The 25,468-nt window shown below is 39.5% G+C and carries 18 protein-coding genes; 11 read left to right on the forward strand and 7 right to left on the reverse strand.

Annotated features, from left to right (window positions below; all coding sequences use genetic code 11):
* Positions 1 to 10 precede the first annotated feature (10 nt).
* The 4 genes from hydF to PHO71_RS18615 are packed head-to-tail and all read right to left on the reverse strand — an operon-like array spanning position 11 to position 5,220.
* Positions 11 to 1,219, reverse strand: a complete 1,209-nt coding sequence (gene hydF, locus PHO71_RS18600; protein ID WP_300206208.1) for a [FeFe] hydrogenase H-cluster maturation GTPase HydF — start codon at positions 1,217 to 1,219, stop codon at positions 11 to 13.
* A 52-nt stretch (positions 1,220 to 1,271) separates the two neighbouring features.
* Positions 1,272 to 2,693: a [FeFe] hydrogenase H-cluster radical SAM maturase HydG gene (gene hydG, locus PHO71_RS18605; RefSeq protein WP_300206210.1), complete on the reverse strand. Its 1,422-nt coding sequence runs from the start codon at positions 2,691 to 2,693 to the stop codon at positions 1,272 to 1,274.
* 18 nt (positions 2,694 to 2,711) lie between these two features.
* Positions 2,712 to 3,770 carry a [FeFe] hydrogenase H-cluster radical SAM maturase HydE gene (gene hydE / locus PHO71_RS18610; RefSeq protein WP_300206212.1) on the reverse strand — a complete coding sequence of 353 codons (1,059 nt, stop codon included), beginning with the start codon at positions 3,768 to 3,770 and terminating at the stop codon, positions 2,712 to 2,714.
* Positions 3,751 to 5,220, reverse strand: coding sequence for a 4Fe-4S dicluster domain-containing protein (locus tag PHO71_RS18615; protein ID WP_300206214.1), 1,470 nt, complete (start codon positions 5,218 to 5,220; stop codon positions 3,751 to 3,753). The genes hydE and PHO71_RS18615 overlap by 20 nt, the downstream gene beginning before the upstream one ends.
* A gap of 198 nt (positions 5,221 to 5,418) precedes the next feature.
* Here PHO71_RS18615 and PHO71_RS18620 point away from each other — a divergent pair, with 198 nt between their 5' ends.
* The 4 genes from PHO71_RS18620 to PHO71_RS18635 all read left to right on the forward strand — a co-directional run bounded on the left by PHO71_RS18620 (position 5,419) and on the right by PHO71_RS18635 (position 8,532).
* Entirely contained in the window at positions 5,419 to 6,567 is a 1,149-nt protein-coding gene (locus PHO71_RS18620; RefSeq protein WP_300206216.1) for a glycosyltransferase, read from the forward strand.
* A gap of 5 nt (positions 6,568 to 6,572) precedes the next feature.
* Positions 6,573 to 7,583 carry a lysylphosphatidylglycerol synthase transmembrane domain-containing protein gene (locus PHO71_RS18625; RefSeq protein WP_300206218.1) on the forward strand — a complete coding sequence of 337 codons (1,011 nt, stop codon included), beginning with the start codon at positions 6,573 to 6,575 and terminating at the stop codon, positions 7,581 to 7,583.
* Positions 7,584 to 7,665: 82 nt separating this feature from the next.
* Positions 7,666 to 7,827, forward strand: a complete 162-nt coding sequence (locus PHO71_RS18630; RefSeq protein WP_300206220.1) for a hypothetical protein — start codon at positions 7,666 to 7,668, stop codon at positions 7,825 to 7,827.
* Positions 7,828 to 7,989: 162 nt separating this feature from the next.
* Positions 7,990 to 8,532, forward strand: a complete 543-nt coding sequence (locus tag PHO71_RS18635; protein ID WP_300206257.1) for an NUDIX hydrolase — start codon at positions 7,990 to 7,992, stop codon at positions 8,530 to 8,532.
* A gap of 144 nt (positions 8,533 to 8,676) precedes the next feature.
* Here PHO71_RS18635 and PHO71_RS18640 read toward each other — a convergent pair whose 3' ends face one another.
* Entirely contained in the window at positions 8,677 to 9,396 is a 720-nt protein-coding gene (locus PHO71_RS18640) for a murein L,D-transpeptidase catalytic domain family protein (RefSeq protein ID WP_300206222.1), read from the reverse strand.
* A gap of 43 nt (positions 9,397 to 9,439) precedes the next feature.
* Positions 9,440 to 10,456, reverse strand: a complete 1,017-nt coding sequence (locus PHO71_RS18645; protein ID WP_300206224.1) for a L,D-transpeptidase — start codon at positions 10,454 to 10,456, stop codon at positions 9,440 to 9,442.
* 258 nt (positions 10,457 to 10,714) lie between these two features.
* Between PHO71_RS18645 and PHO71_RS18650 the strand changes: the two genes are divergently transcribed.
* Together PHO71_RS18650 and groL are read left to right on the forward strand one after the other, a co-directional pair.
* Positions 10,715 to 10,987, forward strand: a complete 273-nt coding sequence (locus PHO71_RS18650; protein WP_300206226.1) for a co-chaperone GroES — start codon at positions 10,715 to 10,717, stop codon at positions 10,985 to 10,987.
* Positions 10,988 to 11,029: 42 nt separating this feature from the next.
* Entirely contained in the window at positions 11,030 to 12,667 is a 1,638-nt protein-coding gene (gene groL, locus PHO71_RS18655) for a chaperonin GroEL (RefSeq protein WP_300206228.1), read from the forward strand.
* 177 nt (positions 12,668 to 12,844) lie between these two features.
* On the opposite strand, the gene PHO71_RS18660 is transcribed toward groL, so the two are convergent.
* The gene (locus tag PHO71_RS18660; protein WP_300206230.1) at positions 12,845 to 13,735 is read right to left on the reverse strand and encodes an AraC family transcriptional regulator; all 891 of its coding nucleotides are present in this window, start codon (positions 13,733 to 13,735) and stop codon (positions 12,845 to 12,847) included.
* 180 nt (positions 13,736 to 13,915) lie between these two features.
* Here PHO71_RS18660 and PHO71_RS18665 point away from each other — a divergent pair, with 180 nt between their 5' ends.
* The 5 genes from PHO71_RS18665 (at position 13,916) to PHO71_RS18685 (ending at position 25,463) form a co-directional block, all read left to right on the forward strand.
* Complete coding sequence (locus PHO71_RS18665) at positions 13,916 to 15,298, forward strand: sugar porter family MFS transporter (RefSeq protein WP_300206232.1); 1,383 nt, start codon at positions 13,916 to 13,918, stop codon at positions 15,296 to 15,298.
* A gap of 195 nt (positions 15,299 to 15,493) precedes the next feature.
* A complete protein-coding gene (locus PHO71_RS18670; protein ID WP_300206234.1) occupies positions 15,494 to 18,781 on the forward strand; it encodes a DUF5107 domain-containing protein in 3,288 nt (1,095 codons plus the stop codon).
* A 188-nt stretch (positions 18,782 to 18,969) separates the two neighbouring features.
* The gene (locus tag PHO71_RS18675) at positions 18,970 to 22,116 is read left to right on the forward strand and encodes a TonB-dependent receptor (protein WP_300206236.1); all 3,147 of its coding nucleotides are present in this window, start codon (positions 18,970 to 18,972) and stop codon (positions 22,114 to 22,116) included.
* Between the two features lie 21 nt (positions 22,117 to 22,137).
* Entirely contained in the window at positions 22,138 to 24,093 is a 1,956-nt protein-coding gene (locus PHO71_RS18680) for a RagB/SusD family nutrient uptake outer membrane protein (protein ID WP_300206238.1), read from the forward strand.
* Between the two features lie 20 nt (positions 24,094 to 24,113).
* Positions 24,114 to 25,463 (forward strand): DUF1735 domain-containing protein, encoded by a 1,350-nt coding sequence (locus PHO71_RS18685; RefSeq protein WP_300206240.1) that lies wholly within the window; start codon positions 24,114 to 24,116, stop codon positions 25,461 to 25,463.
* Positions 25,464 to 25,468: the final 5 nt, after the last annotated feature.

Genomic DNA, 25,468 nt, shown 5'->3' on the forward strand with positions numbered 1-25,468 from the left:
TTAATTAGTATTAGTATTCGATGTGTTTTAAGATTCCGTTCAAGAAAGCGATGGCTACTCCATAGTTTGTCATGGGAACCTTTTGTTCGCGAGTGCGTTCAATGCGGTTGAGTACATATTTGCGGTTAAACATACAAGCACCACAATGTATGACAAGCGAATACGGAGTCAGGTCCTGTGGGAAATCAGTTCCGGATACGATATCAATGGATAGCTTTTCACCGATCTTTTTCCGCAATAGTCCCGGAAGCTTTACTCTTCCTATATCTTCGGAGAGGGGAGCATGGGTACACGCTTCGGCTATCAACACACGCGATGATTCGGTCAGGTTTTCAATGGCAGCGGCACTTTCTATATAGAAACCGATATCTCCTTTATAATTTGCAAAAAGGATAGAGAAAGAGGTAAGTTTGCTCTCTTCCGGTTTCTGCTCATAGACTGTTTTGAAAACTTGTGAGTCAGTGATTATTAATTTAGGAGGACGGGCAAGTACTTTTAATGTTTCCGCCAGTTTGTCCGTGGTACACGTCATCACGAGGCATTTCTTGTCAAGTAATTCGCGGATTGTTTGCACTTGTGGCAAAATCAATCTCCCTTTCGGAGCCTGAATATCCTGCGGCATGACAAGTAGTACAAGATCATCTTCTGCCACAAGTTTACCGGTGATACTTTGCTCTTCAAAATCTGTAGGTAGCTTCTCAAGAATAGCCAGACGAATCTGCTCGATACCCGTCCATTCTTTAGTACTGACTAAAATAGGGTTATTTTCTAAAAGCTCTCTTATACGTTTGGCAAGAGATTCTGTCGTTTTCCGAATATCCGTTTTGTTGATTAGAAGAATAATCGGAATATTCCTTTCTTTCAGTTGTTCACACCAATATAGTTCCTCTTTCAGCTCTGGTTCTTCTTCTGTAGCGTCACCTCCACAAATTATAATAGCAATATCTGTTTTCTCTATCGCCTTTTTTGTTTTTTCAATGCGCATCTTTCCCAATTCCCCTTCATCATTGAATCCCGGTGTATCAATAAATAGACAAGGGCCTATTCCCGCAATTTCCATTGCTTTCGATACAGGATCAGTCGTAGTACCCGGAGTGTCGGAGACAAGAGCTACCTCCTGTCCCGTCAATGCGTTAATGAGCGATGATTTTCCGCTATTGCACTTCCCGAAAAGAGTTATATGTAGCCGGTTGGCATTGGGAGTATCTGATAAACTCATAATTTATTCTTGGTATGATATTTATTATTGGTACAAAGCTACATTTTATTGGTTAGAATCTAAAATCTCTTTTGCCTTCAGCTATCTCTTTTAAGTTCCTTATTGCTATTTCTCTGATTTTTGGATTGGGTATTCCTACCGTTTCCTTCTGAATCAAAGTTATACCTTTTTCGCGTGTACTTTCCGAAGCATAATCTTCCAGATATTCTTTCAGAGTCATTAAAGCATTCGGTGCGCAGCAATTGGCTATCTGACCGGATTTGACTAATGACATAAAACGATCTCCGGTTCTTCCTTCCCGATAACAGGCCGTGCAGAAACTAGGGATATATCCTAATTGGAGCAGCCAATTTACTACCTCGTCCAATGATCGTGTATCACTCACATCAAACTGTGCAGAATTGTTTTTCGGAAGTTCCGTTTCTGCATATCCTCCGACACTGGTACGGGAACCGCCACTTATCTGTGAAATCCCTAGTTCTAAAACCTTTTTGCGCGATTCCTGTGATTCGCGCGTGGAGATTATCATTCCTGTGTATGGCACAGCAATTCGGATGACAGCCACAATTTTACTGAATATCTCGTCGGAGATAGCGTTTGGAAAATCTTCAGCATCTATATCGTCTGCCGAACAAATACGAGGCACGCTGATGGTGTGAGGTCCTACACCGAATCGCGCTTCCAGATGTTCGGCGTGCATTAGCAATCCTGCAAAATCATATCGGAAAGTATTTAGTCCGAAAAGTACACCTAGTCCCACATCGTCTATTCCTCCTTCCATAGCACGATCCATTGCTTCCGTATGGTAGGCGTAATTGCTTTTCGGACCGGTGGGATGGAGTATCTCATAATTTTCTTTATGGTAAGTCTCCTGAAATAGGATATAAGTTCCGATTCCTGCTTCTTTCAAACGTTGGTAATTCTCTACCGTAGTAGCAGCAATATTCACATTTACACGTCGGATTGCTCCGTTTTTATGCTTGATACTGTAAATTGTTTGAATAGACTCCAGAATATATTCTATGGGATTTAATGAAGGATGTTCTCCGGCTTCAAGTGCCAGACGCTTATGTCCCATATCCTGTAAAGCAATTACTTCTTTACAGATTTCTTCCTGTGTCAGCTTCTTACGGGCAATCGTTTTATTTTTGGCATGGTACGGACAGTAAACACAGCCATTTACACAATAGTTAGACAAATAAAGTGGAGCAAACATCACAATACGATTGCCATAAAACTTCTGTTTGATCTCCTTAGCAAGGTGGAAGATTCTTTCTATCAGGTCAGGTTGATCGCATTCCAATAGCAAGGATGCTTCCCTGTGAGTTAGTCCTTTGCAGAGAGCAGCCTTTTCGATAAGATGCTCTATCAAAACACGGTTATTTTTATTAGTTTGTGCATATTCTAAAGTTTCCAGAATTTCTTCGTGGTTAATAAACTCTTCTGCTTTTGATGAATCTGCTTGGTATCTCATAATTTTCTATTTAAATTCTCAACTCTCGTTTTTCAACATCTCACGTTCGAAGTCTCCTCTGTAAGCGGAAATCTCATAGCCGATGGATTGTAATTGCTTTTGCAGGAGTATTAATCCTTCGGCAGATTCTGCCCCCAGAGAAGCCTTGTTATTATATAATTCATATTTTTTCCGTTCTTCTCGTGGCGACAGGTTCGGCATGACTACATTAGCACCTGCTAATATTCCTCTTTCCCGTCCGTTGGGAGTGAGAGTTGCAAGTGCTGTCGTAGCCGGAATCAGTGCTGTGGGATGCATGAGACGGAAGATAGATAATAAAAGTAAAGTCTGCTCCACCGTTCCACTCGGACAGTGTGCAAAAGGTGTATCGTGATGCGACAGGAAAGGTCCGATTCCGATCATTTCGGGATGTAACTTTTCGATAAACAGAATATCTTGTATCAGATGTTCTACTGTTTGCCCCGGACTACCGACCATGATTCCTGTTCCTGTTTGATAACCAATATCTTTTAAATCCTGCAAACACTGTAGACGATGTTTTCCCGACATCTCGGCAGGATGTAACTGACGATAATGAGACTCGTCGTATGTTTCGTGTCGTAATAAATAACGGTTTGCTCCGGCTTGGAAGAAACGTTCATAAACTTCGCGCGGCTTTTCACCAAGCGATAAAGTGATGGCACAATCAGGGTACTGTTGCCGGATGGCAAAGACAATAGCTTCTATCCGATCATCTGTTAAAACAGGATCTTCTCCTCCTTGCAGAACAAAAGTTCGGAAACCAAGTGAGTATCCCTGTTTACAACAATCGAGTATGCTTTCCATACTCAACCTATAGCGTTTGATATGAGGATTCCCTTTTCGGATTCCACAATAATAGCAATTATTCCGGCAACAATTGCTGACCTCGATTAGCCCGCGGATATAAATCTTGTTGCCAAAATGTTGTAGGCTTACTTCTCGCGCCTGTTTATTGATGTGACGCAGAGTTTCCGCGTCACATCTTGTTAATAACTGTCGAAATTCTTCCGGTTGGAGAGTCTTTTCCTGTCTTAATTTATCGATCCATTGTCTCATAGCTTTCTTTCCGCTTGAGCAACTCTTGCGCCAACTGGCGACGTCCCGAAACAATATCATTATGCGTACTAGGTCCGGTGATACATCCACCTTCACAAGCCATCACTTCCACAAATTGTCCGGCTATCTTTCCGGTTTTGGCAGCCACACGCAGCAATGCAATACTTTTCTTATTAATGTCCGAAACTTGAATCGCATTGATTTTATCAGCTTCCTCTTTCAAATAGGCCTTAACTGCTCCCATCACACCACCGGCTTGAGCGAAACCATGTGCTTCACGAACAGAAGTCTGAACAACGGAGAATGCCTGAACTTGTTCTAACTCAATATCCAGTCCGTCAATAACGGAGCCGATCTCTTCGAAGGTGAGGATAAAGTCTACCGCTTCGTCGCGACGTACTTCTTTACGTTTTGCAACGCAAGGACCAACGAATACGATTTTTGCATCCGGATACTTTTCTTTAGCAATTCGTGCCGTATAGTACATCGGCGAACCAGTACTTGAAACATAAGGTTTCATACCGGGAATATGTTTTTCCACTAATTCTATATAAGAAGGGCAACAAGAAGTTGTCATAAAAGTCTGTCCTTCTTCCAACTTTTCCATTAACTCGTGTGCCTCGTTGCTGGTGGTCATCATTGCACCTTCGGCTACTTCAATAATATCAGTAAATCCTATTTCCTTGAAAGCTCCGTACACTTGATTGATAGTCGTGTTGAACTGTCCGAGGATAGACGGAGCAATGATAGCCACCATTTTCTCACCTTTGCGAATCCGTTGCAATACGTCGAAAGTTTGTGAAATTTCAAAAATAGCACCGAATGGACACGCGTTCATACACTTTCCGCAGTAGATACATTTGCTTTCGTCAATATGCTCTATGCCATGTTCGTCTTTGCTGATCGCTTTTACCGGACAGGACTCTTCACAAGGAACGGGAATATATACAATTGCATGATAAGGACAACTCTTATGGCAAATGCCACAACTAATGCAAGTATCGTGATCAATCATTGCTTGTCCGTTTTTCTTGAAGCGTATTGCATCTTTCGGACAGTTAATGTAGCAATTGCGAGCCACGCAGCCACGGCAAAGATTAGTAATCTCATAATTGATCTGTACACAAGAAGAGCAGGCTTCATCAATAACGCACATGATGTTTTCCTTGACCGGTTCCGGACGATTTAATGCCATTTTCGCATATTCGGAAAGTGGAGTTACTTCATCGTGTTCATCTGTCATGTCGAGCCCCATCAGTGGAAACGTTTTATATCTCCATACCGCACGTTCTTTATGTACGCAGCAACGTCCTATTGGTTTGGATTTGCGCGGACTCAATTCGATGGGAAGGCGATCTATTTTTTCAACTAACTGGTCGTTTTTCCAGAGCCTTACAAGGTCAGCCAGCAACTTATGCCGGACAATCATAATATTATTCGTAAATGCCATATTTTATTTAAAGGGGTTGTTAGCAGTTGCAAAGATAATTCTTTTAATTCTGAATTCTGAATTTTTATTTATGAAATATTCGCTATTGGGGAGTTTACACTGTAAAACCTCGAATTCAAAACTCTTCCTGATTGTAACATCTTCGTCAAACAAATGTAATGTCTGAATTGTTTCTTTGTAATCAGATAATAAAAGATAATGATAGGTCTATTCAACGATTGCTTCCCGCCCATTATGGACGGAGTTTCATTAACGACACAGAATTATGCTTATTGGCTGAACAAGAAGGCCGGTAATGTTTGTGTAGTAACTCCCAGTGCGCCTGACGCAAGGGATGACGGAGCTTATCCGGTATATCGTTACTCATCTATTCCTATTCCAATGCGGAAGCCTTACCGACTGGGTTTCCCACGTATCGACTGGCCTTTTCATGCCCGCATCCATAAACTCTCATTCGATTTGGTCCATGCTCATTGCCCTTTTTCTTCAGGATCATTGGCTATGCGTATAGCGAGAACCCAGCATATTCCTCTTGTAGCCACATTCCATTCCAAATATCGCTCTGATTTTGAGCGGGCTATTCCGTGTAAAAGTATAGTCGATTATCTGATCCGTAATGTTGTTCGTTTCTATGAAATGGCAGATGAGGTTTGGATTCCACAAGCTTCTGTTGAAGAAACCTTGCGTGAATATGGATATAAAGGAAGAGTAGAAGTAGTAGACAATGGTAATGATTTTGCTGATGGAACACCTATAGCAGACTTAAGACATTTGGCTAGAGAAACGTTGAAATTAGGTAAAGATGAGATGATGTTTCTGTTTGTAGGACAACATATCTGGGAAAAGAATCTGAGCTTTTTGTTGGATGCATTGGCACAGATAAAAGAAAAGCCGTTTCGAATGTATTTTATCGGTACCGGATACGCTGTTTCGGAAATAAAGCAAAAAGCCCGTGAACTTTCTCTTATGGGGAAAATAATTTTTGTAGGAAATATATCTGAACGCGAACGGTTAAAGCGGTACTATGCTGCTGCTGACCTGTTCCTTTTTCCTTCTTTGTATGATAATGCTCCGTTGGTAGTGCGTGAAGCTGCTGCTTTGCATACACCTTCTGTGATGATTAAGAATTCTACTGCAGCCGAAATCATCTCTGACTCTTCAAATGGTTTCCTGAGTGAGAATAATGTGAACTCTTATGCCGAACGGATTACTGAATTACTTCGGCAACCTCGTCTGATTGCCGAAGTAGGAGATGAGGCTTCAAGGACTATCGCCCGCTCTTGGGAGGATGTGGCGGAAGAAGTATATGATCGATATGAGAACTTAATGAAACGAAAAAGAAGATAGGTACGATGATGAAACAATTTAAAATTTCATATGTGATTATTCCTGTCGTTATTGGTCTTTCTGTTGTAGGCTGGTTGTTCTGGAAAGAATTTAATCCTCAACTATTTTCGGATATTCATTTTTCTTGGAGATTGTTGGGAGGTCTGCTACTTGCCTTTCTGTTTATGTTTGGGCGCGATGGCGGGCTGATAGCGCGGTTTCGTTATCTTTCTGAGGAAACTCTTTCTTGGCGAAAAGCTTTCAATGTCAATATGCTCTGTGAATTTACTTCCGCAGTAACGCCTTCGGCAGTGGGGGGAAGCAGCCTGATTGTACTTTTTTTGAATAGAGAAGGAATAAATGCCGGGCGAAGCTCTGCTTTGATGATTTCCTGCTTATTTCTGGATGAACTATTTCTGGTGATTGCTTGTCCGCTAGCATTGTTGTTTTTCCCTTTTTCGGAGCTGTTTGGAAATATCTCAGTTTTCTCGGAAAGTATTAAATTGTTGTTCTTTGTTGTTTATGGAGTCGTAACGATCTGGACTATTTTATTATATCTGGCATTATTTCATCGTCCCGAATGGGTAAAGCATCTATTGATTGGTATTTTTCGTTTGCCGTTTCTTCGCCGTTGGAAGAAAGCGATTGAGGAATTGACGGATAATCTGGTGGAAAGTTCTCATCAAATCAGTGGAAAATCTTTTTCTTTTTGGTTGAAAGCATTCGGACTGACTTGCTGTGCCTGGGTGTCGCGTTATCTGGTAGTGAATGCTTTATTGTTTGCTTTTACTACGGACGGTAGTCAATGGGTTGCTTTTGTCCGGCAACTTATTTTGTGGGTTGTAATGACCGTCAGCCCTACTCCGGGCGGAAGTGGGATCAGTGAATATATGTTTCAAGTGTATTATGCTGACTTTTTCACTGTTTCGGGAATGGCATTAGTCGTTGCTTTTGTCTGGCGAATCATTACTTATTATATGTACCTGATTATTGGAGTGTTTATTATTCCGGGATGGTTAAAGAAATTCAATTTTTAAGATTTTTGAAATATTCTTGAAAAATATTTGTAGCTTGTATGCGTTATCTTTGCAGTAGACAAAAATAAAAGGAGAAAGAAATATGAATAACAGTCTTTTAGAACAAAGAAGTCGCTTTGCTATGATTGGAGCATTAATGATGATCATCAGCCTGATGTTTTTATTCTATATGGGTAGTTCGATGGTCAGTGCAACAAAAAAGTATCTGGAACAGGTACAGGGAGTGGAGATTACTTGTCGTTAAAATGACAAGTGAAACTCTTCTCTTTTAGTCTCTATTGTATTATCCAGGTGGAGATATTGATTTGGTCAAAAAAAACTTAGTCCATTGTTTCAAATTTAATTCTTTCAAGTATTGTCGATGGAGAAGGATTTATTACTTTTGTTGGAAAATAAACTGATAACAATGGAAGAAAAACCTTGGAAAACCGTAAGTAGTGAGTATATATTTCGTCGCCCTTGGCTGACCGTGCGTCAGGAAGATATATTGCTTCCTAATGGAAATCATATTCCTGAATATTATATTTTAGAATACCCTGACTGGGTAAATACTATTGCCATAACCAAGGAAGGACAATTTGTGATGGTTCGTCAATATCGTCCAGGAGTGGGACGTTATTGTTATGAACTTTGTGCAGGAGTTTGTGAGAAAGAAGATACTTCTCCATTAGTCTCTGCTCAACGCGAATTGTGGGAAGAGACCGGATATGGTAAGGGGAAATGGCAAGAATATATGGTCATATCTGCTAATCCGAGTACCCATACGAATTTAACTCACTGTTTTCTTGCTACGGATGTAGAATTAGTCGATCATCAACATCTGGAAGCTACCGAGGATATAACTGTTCATTTGTTGTCATTGGAAGAAGTGAGAAGCCTTTTGGAGAATAATGAGATCATGCAGGCTTTGAATGTAGCTCCGCTTTGGAAGTATATGGCGAATTTATAATTTACTTTCATAACGCCTCTCATCGTTGAAAAAAGTAATTTTATCTGCAACTGCAACAAAGTGGTTGTTATCTTTCTGATATATAGATTTTTGTATGCGTTATAGTGTATGAACACTATATTACTATCTTTAATTATATATGAATTATAGTTTTGATGCGTCGGTAATCCAAGTCATTTTTAATAAACTGCTTTGAGCCAGATACTTGGCATTATTGGCATAGATAAACATGACGCTCCCGTCTTTGATCGTATTAATAATAGGCTTTGTCAAAGTCTGCGGAAGTGCAGGACATCCGAAACTTCTTCCCAAACGTCCGGAAGTAATCACAGAAGGATTAGCATAAGCAGCTCCGTGCACTACAATCGCACGTTCTTTTGCCTTATCATTGATACCTTTTTCGAGTCCGTTAAGAATAAGTGAATATCCGTTTTTCCCCTGATAAGTGTTTTCTGTCAGATAAAAGCCCAATGAACTTTTGTAAGAGCCGGTTTGATTAGAGAAAGAAGTCGCATAATTCTCTCCGCTATTTTTTCCATGCGAGACAACAGAACTATACAGGAGTTTTTTCTTTTCTATGTCAAAGACAAAAAGTCGTTTCTCTGTGGAAGGCTTGGAGAAGTCAATCAACGTCAGTATAGGTTTTTTCTTCTCGTGGATTTGATTGTAGCCTGCTACGGCCTGACGAAAAGCGATAAAATTGACCATACCTTCCAATCCCATCTCTTCGTAAAGCTGTTCACCTGCTGCTAATTCCGATACCGGAAGAGAAGAAAGTACAGTATTATCCTCGGTATCTCTGGTAGAGATAGTATTGAGTGGAATGAAAAGAAGTAAACAACTTAGTGCGATTTTCTGAAACATGATAGATATTCTATAAAAAACGATGTGGCAAATATAGAAAATTTTATTCCAATACAAAAATAATCGTCTCATTTACAGGCGCCCAATCGAAAATAAACTTGGAATGAGACGTCGCATTTCGTACACACATATGCGATCTCGGAGTAGTTCCCAACGACCAACTGTATTCTATTTGGGTGGTACGTGGTGCATTGACAGGTACTCCATGAATATAAGCCCCGTCGGTGAAACGGCTCGCATAAGGAGCATATCCTCCCGTTTCTACCGAACCGTCTTTCAAGAATATCATTTTGACTTTCTTTTCTTGTAATACAAACATTCCCAAAGGAGTTTCTTGTGCATAAGGTGGGCGATGAAGCCCTGTGGTAGCAGGATTCATACTACGAATCAGCCATTGTCCTTCTCCTGTACGTTCTAAAGTAGCAATATTCTGATTATGGCGGTCCACAAAAATAGCTTTGTTGAAAACGATGGTATCACCGATCACTTTGACATACTTTTTAGGAACCATCCATTCATCACCAGTGAATATAGGTTCTACTCTTACAAAACCATCTCCGTCTTCTAAGAAACGGGTCAGTTCTCCATCTTGTCCGTAACGTTCGGGTACAAGCGTATCTGTCAGGAGATAAAGTGGGATCGATTGATATCGTTCCACGCCAAGCGTATCTGCTATGCGCTTATATGCATTTCTTTTATAGTTTTTTACGAGAGGTGCTTCTCCGTTCCTATTCTTATAGTTTTGAATAATAGCCCATTGCGATGGTTGCAATTGTAGTGTTTCGAGCAAAGCAAGCCGCTCTTTAATTTTGTCCCACTGAAAGCTGCGGGTCGTATCCTTGTAAGGATATGTATCTTCCAATGTATATTTGTCATACAGTAATTCTTTGCCAATATGAATGTTTTCCGCAGTAATTTTCTTGATAACAGGTATTTCAATCGTGTCTTGTATCACAGAATCCATTGTTGGTATTTCGACAGTAGAAACCTCTCCTGTACGTGAGGTGCAGGAATAGAGTGTGCAAAAGGCAGTAAATATGCCGATTCCTATTTTTTTCATTATCATATACTTCATTTAAAAGCCCATTTACGAATATACGCTAATATAAGGAATAATCTCCTTCTTTTGTTTAAAAAGTAGGGAACAAATGCACATTTTGCGAATCAAACTGAATGGACGGTCATTTTGTCAGTTCATTTCTGCCAAACAAACATTATTTTACTTTGGCACGCTTTTCGCAATATGCTTAACGTTCTGCTCGAAAAAGCGGGCAACTATTACTATTAAATGTATAACAATATAAAATCAAAAAAAACTATGAACATTAAACCGTTAGCAGACAGAGTGCTTATCCTCCCTGCACCTGCAGAAGAAAAAACAATTGGTGGTATCATTATTCCTGATACGGCAAAAGAGAAACCTTTGAAGGGTGAAGTTGTGGCAGTAGGTCACGGAACAAAAGACGAAGAAATGGTATTGAAAGTAGGCGATACAGTTCTTTATGGCAAATATGCCGGAACAGAACTCGAAGTTGAAGGTGCAAAATACCTGATTATGCGTCAGAGCGATGTTGTCGCTGTTTTGGGTTAATTAAAATAGTAAACTATAAATCTTTAAATTGTAAATATCATTATGGCAAAAGAAATATTATTCAATATCGATGCCCGTGACCAATTGAAAAAAGGTGTCGATGCGTTGGCAAATGCAGTAAAAGTAACACTTGGCCCGAAAGGACGTAACGTTATTATCGAAAAGAAATTTGGTGCTCCGCACATTACAAAAGACGGTGTGACAGTAGCAAAAGAAATCGAATTGTCAGATGCTTACCAGAATACCGGTGCACAACTGGTTAAAGAAGTTGCTTCTAAGACTGGTGACGATGCAGGTGACGGTACTACTACTGCAACTGTTTTGGCTCAGGCTATCATAGCTGAAGGCTTGAAAAATGTAACTGCCGGTGCAAGCCCGATGGATATCAAACGTGGTATTGACAAGGCTGTTGCCAAAGTGGTAGAATCAATCGAAGGACAAGCTGAAACTGTAGGTGACAACTACGACAAGATTGAACAAGTTGCTGCTGTTTCTGCAAACAATGATCCGGTGATCGGTAAATTGATCGCTGACGCTATGCGTAAGGTTTCTAAAGACGGTGTGATCACTATCGAAGAAGCTAAAGGTACTGATACTACTATCGGTGTAGTAGAAGGTATGCAGTTCGACCGTGGTTATTTGTCTGCTTACTTCGTAACGAATACAGAGAAGATGGAATGTGAGATGGAGAAACCTTACATCCTGATCTATGATAAGAAGATCTCTAACCTGAAAGATTTCTTGCCTATTCTTGAACCGGCTGTACAGTCAGGACGTCCTTTATTGGTAATTGCAGAAGATGTAGACAGCGAAGCATTGACTACGTTGGTTGTAAACCGTCTGCGTTCTCAATTGAAGATCTGTGCTGTGAAAGCTCCGGGCTTCGGCGATCGTCGTAAAGAAATGTTGGAAGATATTGCTATCCTGACAGGTGGTGTAGTTATCAGCGAAGAAAAAGGTCTGAAACTGGAACAAGCTACTATCGAAATGTTGGGTACTGCTGATAAGATTACTGTTACTAAAGATTACACTACAGTTGTAAACGGTGCAGGTGACAAAACTGCAATCAAAGAACGTTGTGGTCAGATCAAATCTCAGATTGAAGCTACTAAATCAGATTACGACCGCGAGAAATTGCAGGAACGTCTGGCTAAATTGTCAGGTGGTGTAGCTGTACTTTATGTAGGTGCTGCTTCTGAAGTAGAAATGAAAGAAAAGAAAGACCGTGTAGATGACGCATTGCGTGCTACTCGTGCTGCTATCGAAGAAGGTATCGTTGCTGGTGGTGGTGTTGCTTATATCCGCGCTATCGACGCTTTGGAAGGTATGACGGGTGACAATGCTGATGAAACAACAGGTATTGATATCATCAAACGTGCTATTGAAGAACCACTTCGCCAGATTGTAGCTAACGCTGGTAAAGAAGGTGCAGTAGTTGTTCAGAAAGTACGCGAAGGTAAAGGTAACTTCGGTTACAATGCTCGTTTGGATATTTACGAAAACTTGCATGCAGCAGGTGTTGTAGATCCGGCTAAAGTAACTCGTGTTGCTTTGGAAAATGCAGCTTCTATCGCAGGTATGTTCCTGACAACTGAATGTGTGGTTGTAGAAAAGAAAGAAGACAAACCTGAAATGCCGATGGGTAATCCCGGAATGGGAGGCATGGGCGGAATGATGTAATATCGTTCTTCTTTAGAATAACATATAAAAAAGTTAGAACCGCTTTCCTTGTAAAAGGAGGCGGTTCTTTTTTTGCTTTAAATTCTTTCTGTCTTATTTAGCGTTTTGCTGACAAACTTTTTTTCGATTAAGTCCGTAGGCAAGTGTCTAACAGGTCATGGATAGAGGGATATTTAGTTATCCTTTCTTTGATTTACGGTATTCTCTTGGAGACATTCCCATTATTTTGCTAAATAAACGAGAAAAATAATAAGTATCTTCTATACCTATTTTATAGCATATTTGGTTAATCTTCATATCCGTTGTATCGAGTAACAGACAAGCTTGCTGTATTTTTAGTAAATTGAAATAAGTCAGCGGGCTGTGTCCCGTCTGTTTCTTGAATAACATAGAAAAGTGAGAAGGAGAATAACCTATTTGTTTGGCAATGTCTTCCAAACTTAAATGCTTTTCAATGTTTTCTTTCATATAATGAATGGTTATTTCTTCAATATTCTCGTTATCCTCCTGACTATTATTCGTTGCATTACGATATTGCTGTATATAACGCAATGTTCCTAAATAGAAATGGAACATGGAGAAAGCATACCGCAGGTTTTCGAGGTTATAACTATTCTTCAAAGTATTGAATATTTCCTCGAATAAATCGATTCGGGTATTGATACGCGAGTGCTGTAAAGGCTTGATGTCCATCGGACGGTTGGCTTCTTTGGCATAAAATGGCGCTAGCGTACCTTTAAAGTGAATCCAGTAAATAGTCCATGGACAAGATTTATCGGAAGCATAGGCATGGGGTACTCCTGCGGGAAGGATAAAGTACTGATTGGCAGAAATAGTATATTCTTGATTACCTACCCGGTACCATCCGGCCCCATCTATACAATAAATGAATACATATTGATTGATAGGTTCATTACGTTCACGAAAGTGATGTTTGGCTTTAGGGTAATAACCTATGTCGGTTATGTGCAGCATAGATACCAAAGGATCTTCTTCCATTAAGTCGATAATCATACGGGGAACAACTAGTGCCCTTTCTCCTGAAAATCCATCTTTTAGTTTTATCATAGCTTTTAATTTAAATGGTCGTGCTCCACAAATATATGACATCGGAATCTATTTATCAAGTGCTATCTGGGAAAATATGTGGAAAAATAAAATAGTCCATCTTTATAAGATGATCCTCTATTTTTTCTATTTTTGATTCGTATTATTTTTGTAGCGTTAATTAATCTAAGTTCTAGTGATATGAAGAATTATAATAAGAAGTTCGTTTATTTTATCTGTCTGGTCTCAGCAATGGGAGGACTGTTGTTCGGATATGATTGGGTAGTGATTGGAGGTGCAAAACCTTTCTATGAACTTTATTTTGATATTGCCGATATACCTACAATGCAAGGATTGGCTATGAGTGTAGCATTGTTGGGGTGTCTGATCGGTGCGATGCTAAGTGGTATGTTGGCCGACCGTTACGGACGAAAACCTCTTTTGATGGTTTCAGCTATTATATTTTTGGTTTCCGCGTATGCCACCGGAGTTTTTTCTGTATTTAGCTGGTTTTTGATTGCTCGTTTTTTGGGAGGTATAGGCATCGGTATTGCTTCAGGTCTTTCACCTATGTATATTGCAGAGGTGGCTCCGACTTCAATTCGCGGTAAATTAGTTTCATTGAATCAACTGACTATAGTATTAGGTATTCTTGGAGCACAAATAGCCAATTGGCTGATTGCCGATCCTATTCCGGCAGACTTTACCAGTGCGGACATTGCTGCATCCTGGAATGGACAAATGGGATGGCGATGGATGTTTTGGGGAGCAGCTTTTCCGGCAGCACTATTCTTATTACTTACTTGTTTCATTCCAGAAAGTCCCCGTTGGTTGGCCATGAAGGATAAGCAGAAAAAGGCTGAAAATATACTTTGTAAAATTGGAGGGAAAAGTTATGCGGAACAAGAACTTCGTTTGTTGCAAGAGACAACTGCTACAGGAAAAAATGGAGGTGGATTACGGTTGTTATTCAGTCGGCCGTATCGTAAGGTATTGATCTTTGGTATTGTCATAGCCGTATTTCAACAGTGGTGCGGTACAAATGTGATCTTTAATTATGCTCAGGAAATATTCCAGTCCGCAGGATACTCACTGGGTGATGTACTTTTCAATATTGTGATAACGGGGGTGGCGAATGTAATCTTTACCTTTGTAGCTATCTATACAGTGGAACGCTTAGGACGTCGTGTACTCATGCTTATCGGAGCCGGAGGGTTAGCTGGCATTTATTTGATTTTAGGTACATGTTATTTCTTTCAAGTCAGCGGTTTTTTCATGATAGTGCTGGTAGTAATGGCAATAGCATGTTATGCTATGTCTTTAGGACCTATCACCTGGGTACTACTTGCTGAAATATTTCCCAATCGTATACGTGCTGTAGCTATGGCAACCTGTACATTTGCATTATGGGTAGCTAGTTTCATTTTGACATATACATTTCCTTTACTAAATAGTTTCTTGGGAAGTAGCGGTACGTTCTGGATCTATGGCTTAATTTGTATAGCCGGTTTTTGGTTTCTTCGCAGGCTTCCTGAAACAAAAGGAAAATCGCTGGAGGCATTGGAAAAAGAATTAATAAAATAAAGCTTTGCATATCACGGGCTGATTAAATAAGGTTGATATAAGTTTGGTAAATAGATAAGGCAGGGAAAAGCTACTTTTCCTTGTCACGGGTACTCTTTGTCTGTTTATTTCCCAAACGATTAGTAAAATAAAGAACATGAAAGTCTGGAATAAGGCTTTTCAGAATCGCGTTAATAAATAGTAATAATTGATAGTATGGTAAGAGCATGGAAAGAAAAAAAGGTAATTCCTACCTATGAGATCGGGAGACCGGAAAAGAATCCGATTTTCTTAGAGAAGCGCGTTTATCAAGGTAGTAGCGGGGTGGTTTATCCCTATCCTGTCATTGAATCGATCTCCGATGAGAAGGTTGATAAAGAGTATGACGCGTATTTTCTGGAGAACGAATATATTAAAGTGATGATACTGCCTGAGTTGGGTGGTCGTATACAGATGGCATACGATAAAATCAAGCAACGTCATTTTATTTATTATAATCATGTGATCAAACCGGCTTTGGTGGGATTGACCGGTCCGTGGATTTCAGGAGGTATAGAGTTTAATTGGCCCCAACATCATCGTCCCAGCACCTTTATGCCGGTAGATGTAGCTATTGAAGAGAATGAAGATGGCAGTGTTACGATATGGGTAAGTGAAATGGAACGTATGTTCCATCAGAAAGGGATGGCAGGTTTCACACTTCGTCCCGGACATGCTTATCTTGAGATTAAAGGAGTCCTTTATAATCGTACAGAGATACCACAGACATTCTTGTGGTGGGCAAATCCGGCGGTAGCAGTAAATGACTATTATCAAAGTGTATTTCCCCCCGATATTAACGCTGTATTTGATCATGGTAAACGTGCAGTGTCAAGTTTTCCGGTTGCTACGGGGACTTATTATAAAATGGATTATTCGGCAGGTGTAGATATTTCAAATTATAAGAATATTAAAGTCCCTACTTCTTATATGGCCGTTAATTCCCGCTTCAACTTTGTGGGCGGTTATGAAAATGATACCCGTGCAGGTATGCTGCACGTAGCCAACCATCACATTTCTCGGGGTAAAAAGCAATGGACATGGGGAAATGGTGATTTCGGCCGGGCATGGGATCGCAACCTGACTGATGAGGACGGACCATACATTGAGCTTATGGCAGGTGTATATACTGAGAACCAACCGGATTTTACATGGCTGCAACCTTATGAAGAAAAGAGTTTTGTCCAGTACTTTTTGCCATACCGGGAGTTAGGAATTGTAAAAAATGTAAGTAAAGACTTACTGATGAATATTGATCCGGTAGATGAACATCAAGTGAGATTTAAAATATTTGCTACTTCCAACCAGACTGTGACAGTGGTTTTGAAAGGGAAAGACGGTAACGTTTATTTCAATAAAGAGGTTACTATTACTCCGGAAAATCTGCTGGATGAAACAGTAAGTACAGGGGGAGAAGATTTTAGTGAATTGACTCTTGGAATCTTTGGAGATGGAACAGAATTGCTATCATGGCATGCGGAACTGGATGAAGTGAAACCTATTCCCGACGCGGCAGAAGCTGCATTGTTACCGGAAGAAATAAAAACAACGGAGCAACTTTATCTGACAGGTTTGCATTTGGAGCAGTATAGGCACGCTACTTATAATCCGGTGGATTACTATGAAGAAGCTCTACGCCGTGATCCGATCGATGTTCGCAACAACAATGCACTTGGTTTGTGGTATATTCGCAAAGGATGTTTTGATAAAGCCGAACCGTATTTGCGGACAGCTGTAAAAACTTTACAGAAACGTAATCCGAATCCTTACGATGGAGAACCGATTTATAATCTGGGACTTGCATTGAAGTATCAGGGGAAAATCAGTGAGGCTTATGATTGGTTTTACAAGTCATGTTGGAATGCGGCTTGGCAAGACGCCGGTTATTTTGCATGTGCCCAGATTTCTGTAATGCAGGGACGTTTGGAAGACGCTTTGGATGAAATAAATCATTCGTTGATTCGTAATTGGCATAACCATAAAGCCCGCGCTTTGAAAATAGTAATTCTCCGTCGGATGGGTAGGAGAGAAGAAGCCATGCAATGGATTAAAGACTCATTATCGATTGATAAATTCAATTTTGGTTGTTATTATGAGAAGTATTTGATTACCAATGCTTCTGAAGACTTGGCTGTTTTGAAAGGAATGCTACGCAAGGAGGCTCACAACTATGATGAAATAGCACTTGATTACTGTGGAGCCGGTTGCTGGACGGAAGCGGTTTTTTTATGGAAAGTAGCGATCGATGAGGCTGCTATCACTCCGATGACTTATTATTATGTAGGATGGAGTCTGTTGCAAGGAGAATTTGATGGGGTACAGCAAGCATTTGCAGATGCAGCCAACATATGTCCGGACTATTGTTTCCCTAACCGTCTGGAAGCAATTCTTGCCTTGCGATGTGCTATGAAAGAGAATTCATGTGATGCAAAAGCTTCTCACTATTTGGGTAATTTATATTATGACAAAAGGCAATATAATCTGGCCATTGAAGCATGGGAAACTTCCATCAAATTGGATGATAAGTTTCCGACCGTATGGCGTAATTTAGCTTTAGCCTATTTCAATAAAAGAGATGAGAAGGCAAAAGCAATGGAATACATGGAGCGTGCTTTTCAACTCAATCCGACGGATGCACGTATTCTAATGGAACTTGATCAGCTTTATAAACGTATGTGTCGTTCACATGCAGACCGCTTGGCTTTTTTGCAGCAGTATCCTGAATTAATTATGCAACGTGACGATTTGGTATTGGAAAAGATAACTTTGTTGAATCAGATCGGTGAATATGAAAAAGCTAAAGAACTTCTCGACGCTCATATTTTTCATCCTTGGGAAGGTGGTGAAGGGAAAGTTTCTGCCCAATATCAGTTTGCCCGTTTAGAGTTGGCGAAAGAGGCGTTGGCAACAAGTAAGATTGATGATGCGGTTACGTTGTTGAAAGAGTGCTTGGAATATCCGCATCATTTGGGGGAAGGTAAGCTGCATGGTGCACAAGAAAATGATTTTTACTACTTTTTAGGATGTGCTTATGAGGTGCTCGGTCAAGAAGAAATAGCGATAACTTGTTGGAAACAAGCTGTCATAGGTCCCACCGAACCTGCAGCAGCCTTATATTATAATGATGCCAAATCGGATAAGATCTTCTATCAGGGATTAGCCCTGTTAAAATTAGGTCGTATAGATGAAGCTAACGGGCGTTTTCATAAATTAGTCTCATACGGAGAAAAACATCTGTTCGATAAGATAAAAGTAGATTATTTTGCCGTATCCTTACCCGATCTGTTAATTTGGGAAGATGATTTGAGTGTGCGTAATGTGATTCACTGCAAATACATGATGGCATTAGGATATTGGGGACTACGGCAAAAAGAAAAAGCCATCAGGTTACTGCATGAGATAGAGAAAACGGATATTAACCATCTGGGAATTCTATCCTTAACTCATCTGATAAGTAAATGTTAGTGTAAATATAAAAAGAATGCTTATGTTCTATAATGTAAATATGGTTCCTCCGTGAAAGAGAGCCAATAGAAAATATTGTATGCTTATGTATGGTCTTTTGTTTATTAGTTTGAGAACTAAAAAACAAAAACTGAAAAATTGAATTCGTAAAATAAGCTATTTATAACTATCTAATTCAGAATGAAAACATGAGAAAGAAATATATATTGAAAAATACGGGTTGGTTAAAGTGTCCTTTGTTTTGCTTATTATTGGCATGCCCTATTTCTGTAAAGGCAGTTGATAGCATAGCTATCGCAGTACACATGGAAAATGCAGAAGTACTTGAAAATATGCAACAGAAAGTACAGACACGAACTGTATTCGGTACGATTGTAGATAATACTGACAATGTTCCTATCATTGGAGCAACTATCAAAATTAAAGGAACAAACGTTGGAGTTATTAGCGATTCAGAAGGACATTTTGAGATTCAGGTTTCTAAAGGGAAAAATACAATACTTGAAATTAGTTATGTGGGGTATAAGACACAAACTGTTTTGATTTCCGATCAGGGAGAGATTAAGATTAAAATGGAATCAGATAATGAAATGTTGGACGAGGTGGTAGTTGTTGGTGCTGGTATACAGAAAAAGGTTTCTGTTACGGGAGCTATTACGACTATCAAGGGTTCTGATTTACGAACTCCTACCTCCTCATTAACAAATAATTTGGCTGGAAAACTGGCAGGTATTATTGCTTATACTAATGGTGGGGAAGCCGGATCTTTTGCCGGATTTTATATTCGTGGTATTGGCAGTTTTGCAGGACGTACCACACCGCTGATTTTGTTGGATGGAATAGAAATATCTGCAGGAGATTTAGACCGTGTTCCTTCTGAAAATATAGAGAGCTTTTCTTTGCTGAAGGATGCTTCTGCTACGGCTATATATGGTGCGCGAGGAGCGAATGGAGTGCTTTTGGTGACAACAAAGAGTGGTGAGTTGAATCAAAAAGCAAAAATCAATGTCAATTTTGAGGCTTCTGTACAACAGCCTATGCAGTTTGTAGAATATGTGGACGGTGCACGTTGGATGGAAGTATATAATGAGGCATCTATAGCTCGTGATGGTGGTGCTGTATATTCTCAAGAAGATATTGACTTGACTCGTAGCCATAAATACCCGTATCGTTATCCGAATATGGATTGGCAGGAAATGATGTTCAAGGATTATACATGGAACGAGCGTGCCAATATCAATATATCTGGTGGTGGTGCTCGAATGACGTATTATATGAGTTTGCAGGTAAATCATGATACTGGTATGCTGGATATCCCGAAAACATATTCTTATGATAATAATATAAATCATTGGACTTACATTTTTCAGAATAATATAGCTTATAATTTGACTCCAACTACTAAGATTGGTTTAAAGATGAATGCTCAGATTTATAATTGGAAAGGTCCGTCTTATGGAGTCAACGATTTGTTTAGTGCTGCACGTGATACTAATCCTACGGCTTTCCCTGCCACTTTCCCTGCTCGTGAAGGTGATGAACATATTCGGTTTGGTAATAATTGGATTGTATCTAATAATGATTTATATACTAATCCATATGCTAAAATGCTCAGTGGTTTTAAAGAAGATAATACTAATTCGATATATAATATATTGAGTATAGAGCAAGATTTTAGCTTTATTACAGAGGGATTAAAAGCGACAACTCTTGTCAACTTCAATAATTGGTCTATAACAGACTATACTCGTTCTATTGACCCGTATTATTATCGGATGGTGAAAGATACATGGCATGTTGATTCTCCGGATGTATATGATTTAGAACGAGTAGGTACCTCAGGTACTGACTATATTAATGAGCATGATAATGGATATCGGTCAGGTCAGGTATTTTATTTAGATGCTCGTTTGGATTACAATAGAACATTCGGCAATCATAATGTAACGGGTATGCTGATGTATATGCAACGTGAAAGTAGAAGTGGGGTTCGTCCCAATCGATTACAAGGCTTCTCAGGGCGTTTTACTTATGATTATGGACATAAATATTTGGCTGAGTTTAACTTTGGCTATAATGGAACAGAACGCTTAAAAAAAGGAGAACGGTTTGAATTTTTCCCTGCAATGTCTGTGGGATGGGTTCCCAATGGCGAGGATTTTTGGGAACCGTTGCAGGACTATGTCAGTTTTTTGAAGATACGCTCTTCTTATGGTGTTGTTGGTAATGATGGAATGGATGAAGGTGCGGGGCATTTCTTGTATGTGGATAATGTTAATTTGAATGGAGGAGGTTTTCACACTGGATATGACGGTGGATATTATTATGTAGGACCTAATTTTAGTACGTATGCGGTAGAAAATGCTTGTTGGGAACGTGTGAATAAATTGAATATCGGTGTAGATATGGAACTTTTTAATCAATTGAACCTGACTTTTGATTGGTTTTATGATCATCGTCATAAAATATTCATGAGACGTGGATCTTGGCCCATATTGATGGGATATGGTGGTGCAACTCCATGGAGTAATGTGGGAGAAGTGGATAATCATGGAGTGGAACTGACCGCAAACTGGAGGAAAAAGATTGCAAAAGATCTATCGATGGAGTTTCGGGGTACTTTTACTTATAATAAAAATAGGTATGTCTACTTTGACGAACCTAAATATGAAACGGTATGGACAAGAAAAGACGGATTGCCACTCAGTTATATTTGGGGATATGTTTCAGAAGGCTATTTTACTAGTGAGGACGAAATTAAACATTGGCCGGATCAGACGGGATTAGGTAGTCAGCCAAAACCAGGTGATATAAAATATACGGATCTTAATGGGGATGGAATAATCAATGGTTCTGATGCTATAACGATTTCTCCTTATGGTTCTATGCCTCGTATTCAATATGGCTTTGGGGTGAATCTTGCTTATAAGAAGTTTGACTTTGGAGTCTTTTTCAATGGGTCAGCTCAACGGAAAATCATGATTAATGAAGCTATGACCGCATTTGGATGGCGTAACAACAACGTTATGAAATGTATTGCGGATGACCATTGGTCGATAGATAATCCGAATGCGAACGCTCAGTTCCCAAGATTGGGATTAAGGCATACAGATATTGATAATAATACTCAACCAAGTACTCATTGGCTACGCAATGGTAATTTTATTCGGTTTAAAACTTTAGAGCTTGGATATACATTACCACATTGTCGTATTTTCTTTAGTGCTGATAATTTGGCTGTATGGAGTCCTTTTAAACTATGGGATCCGGAACTAGGATGGAATTCTTATCCATTACAACGAACATTTAATATGGGTGTACAAGTTAATATTTAATTAATATAAAAGTTCTGAATTATGAAATATACTTTTCAAAAAGTTATAATGATGGTCTCTTTTTTATCAGGCTTGTGTGTGGCATGTGATTATTTGGACGTGGTACCTCCTGAGCAGCCTACTGCAACTGATACAATGAAAGATAGAGGGGATGCGATAGGCTTCATTAACTCTTGTTATATAGCTGTAGAGTCAACAAGTCCTATGGGGTATTTAACTTATGAATGGGCAAATGATGAGTCTGTTATATCAAAATTCTGGCAAGATAAATGTCAAAAAGCTGCATGGAATCTTTATTCAGAAACGGATGCGGCAGGTTATTGGGGAGATTGTTACAATTATTTAGGGCAATGTCATATGTTTTTAAAGTTGTTAAATCAATCAAATCCTACAGGAGCAACTGAAGAGGATAAGACTCGTTGGAGAGCGGAAATTGAATTTTTAAAAGCATACTATCATTTTCGTTTATTGGAGATGTACGGACCTATTCCCATTATGGATGACCGTATGCCACAATCTACATTACCTGGAGAGTTTCCTGGACGTTCTCATTTTGACTATGTAGTAGATTATATCTGTAATCAGAAGTTGAGTGACGAAACAATCAATGTTCTTCCTGATGTGGGTAAGGCAGACGATTGGGGACGTGCCACCAAGTCTGCTGCATTGGCGCTGAAAGGGCGTTTGTTATTATATGCCGCTTCTCCTTTGTGGAATGGTAAATTCCCTTATCCGGATTGGAAAAATATGAATTATGAGACTCCTGGATATGGTTATGAATTGGTAAGCCATCAAGAAGATAAGAGTAAGTGGGATCGTGCTTTGCAGGCTAATTTAAGGGCTTTGGAAGTGGCGGAAAGTACAGGAGAGCGGAAGTTGGTAGATATGGATAACTTACCGAGCAATATACGTGATGTGCCTATTCCTTATATTGCAGGGGTGGATACTTCTACTGTAGAAGGAAAGGAGTTTGCTAAACGGGTGTTAATGCTTCGTTCTGTTACTTCTTCAAATGAGGATGATGGTAATAAGGAAATGATCTGGGGGGTGATTCCTCAAGGAGATAATAGCAGATGGACTTTTGCTCAATGTCCCCCTCGTATAATTTGTTATAATGAGGCTGATAACAGTTGGGCAGATGGTTGGGGAGCTATTAATCCTACTCTTTATTCTATAGAGCATTTTTATACGAAAGATGGATTACTTCCTGATAATGACTTGAGTTTTCCGCAAGTAGACGCTCGTTTCGAGAAAGCGGGGATTTTATTGACAGGACATGAGAACGTGATTAAACTGAATGTAAATAGGGAGCCTCGTTTTTATGCGACATTCTCGTTTGATGGAGATGATTATTCTCCTCTTATGAGGGATGGTAAACCTTTGACTATTAATATGATGAGTAGTAAAGCTCAAGGTTATGGATGGGATCAAAATGGGCATAATTATATTGAAGGGGGTTATCTTACTAAAAAATATATATCTCCAAAAGTGCAATATTCTGCAGTAACAGGTCAAGGTAATAATGAAAATTGGGCAAAACCATTATTTCGTTTGGCTGAATTATATTTGAATGTGGCAGAATGTTATGCAGCAAAAGGTGAGGTAGGTAATGCTTTAAAGTATTTAAATCGGATTCGTGAGCGTGCTGGAGTAAAGAAATTATCTGAGCAGGATGTTGCAGCTTCCAGAATGACAATTACTGACTGGGTACGTAGTGAGCGTTTTATTGAGCTTTGGGGTGAAGGACACCGTTACTATGATGTACGTCGTTGGCTGCTGGCTCCTCAGCAACTAAAGGCTGGTGCACGTGAAGGATTGAATTTGTTGGGAGCAGGAAAGGATCCTTCGTTTGAGGAATTTAATAAACGGACAGTTATCAATCAACCGTTCCAATGGGATAATCGCATGTATTTATGGCCTATTGCATGGACAGAGGTTGCCAATGATCCTCAATTGCTTCAGTCTCCAGGATATTAACCCATTTAATAAAAAGAGTTATGAAAAAAATACTATATTTATTTCTTTGCATAATAGAAGGTCTTATTTTTACATCCTGTAATAGGGATGAATACGATATTGACAAACAAATACCGGAAATGTACAATAAGATCCTTTATATGCAAACAACAGGTAAAGAGGAACTTGTATTATATAATACAGGTGAAAAGAATCGGTTTGATTATGCGGTAGTCAAGAGTGGAAGTAATCCGGATTTGTCGGCTACAGCGGAGGTAAAGGTTTTGTCGCAAGAAGAATTAACCCGGCTATATGGCGAACTGGAAGGTGTTAACTATAAACTGCTGACAGAGAATGTATATTCTTTAGAAAATACTCACATGGAGTTTTCTTCGGAAGACCGTTATAAAACCGTGACAGTTGCTGTTGATCCTGAAATGTTAAAGGAGGAAATGGAGACAGATCCTACTGCGGTTTGGACTTTGCCTTTATATGTTGTCAGTGAAGAGGATTCGGTAAATGCGGATAGAAATAGTGTATTTCTACAGTTTAAAGAAATAGTTACTCCAACGATACAATTCTCTAATACCAATATAAGCGTGCTGGAAAGGCAATATGGGGCAGTAGAAACCTTTGTGCAAAAAATCCCGTTTCAGCTTGATGTAGAGAATACATCGTGGGACATAACTTGTAATTTCACAATAGATGCTGGGTATGTAAATACATATAATGAGGAACATGAAACTTCATTTAGAATGTTAGATAGTAATAGTTACGTACTGTCAGAACAGATGTCTTTGCCGAAGGGAACAACAGAAACGTTATTAGAAGTTACTATTGATGAAGCCAATTTACAACCTGGTGATTATATGTTGCCTATCCGTTTAAAGGAGACCTCGATGTTTGCTCCTGCGGAAGGTAAAGATTTGTATGTATTAGCTTTTCGTATTGTAGGTAAGCAACTGGATAGGAAAGGATGGACTGTTATACCGAGCTCAGAGACTGTAGAAGGAAGTGGAAACGGAGCGGCTACCAATGTCTTTGACGGTAACATTAATACCTATTGGCATTCTAAATGGGACGGAGGATTTGCTCCATTACCGCATGTGTTGACTGTTGATACTAAAGCGACACACACATTTACTCAGGTTATGTTACAACGTAGATTAGGTATTATAAATGCTCATCGTGGTAATTTTTATGTGAGCAATAATGGAGACTCTTGGGTTAATGTCGGAACATTTACCATTGCGGATACTGATGCTGTACAGATGTTTAGCATTACTCCGACTGAAGGGAAATATGTAAAGATTGAAATTACTGAAAGTCTTAATGCAAACGATTGTGTCGCCTTCTCAGAGATAAATATATATGGTATAGAACAAAAGTAATAATG

This window comes from Bacteroides sp. (assembly GCF_028690125.1).
In the GTDB taxonomy this organism is placed as follows: domain Bacteria; phylum Bacteroidota; class Bacteroidia; order Bacteroidales; family Bacteroidaceae; genus Bacteroides.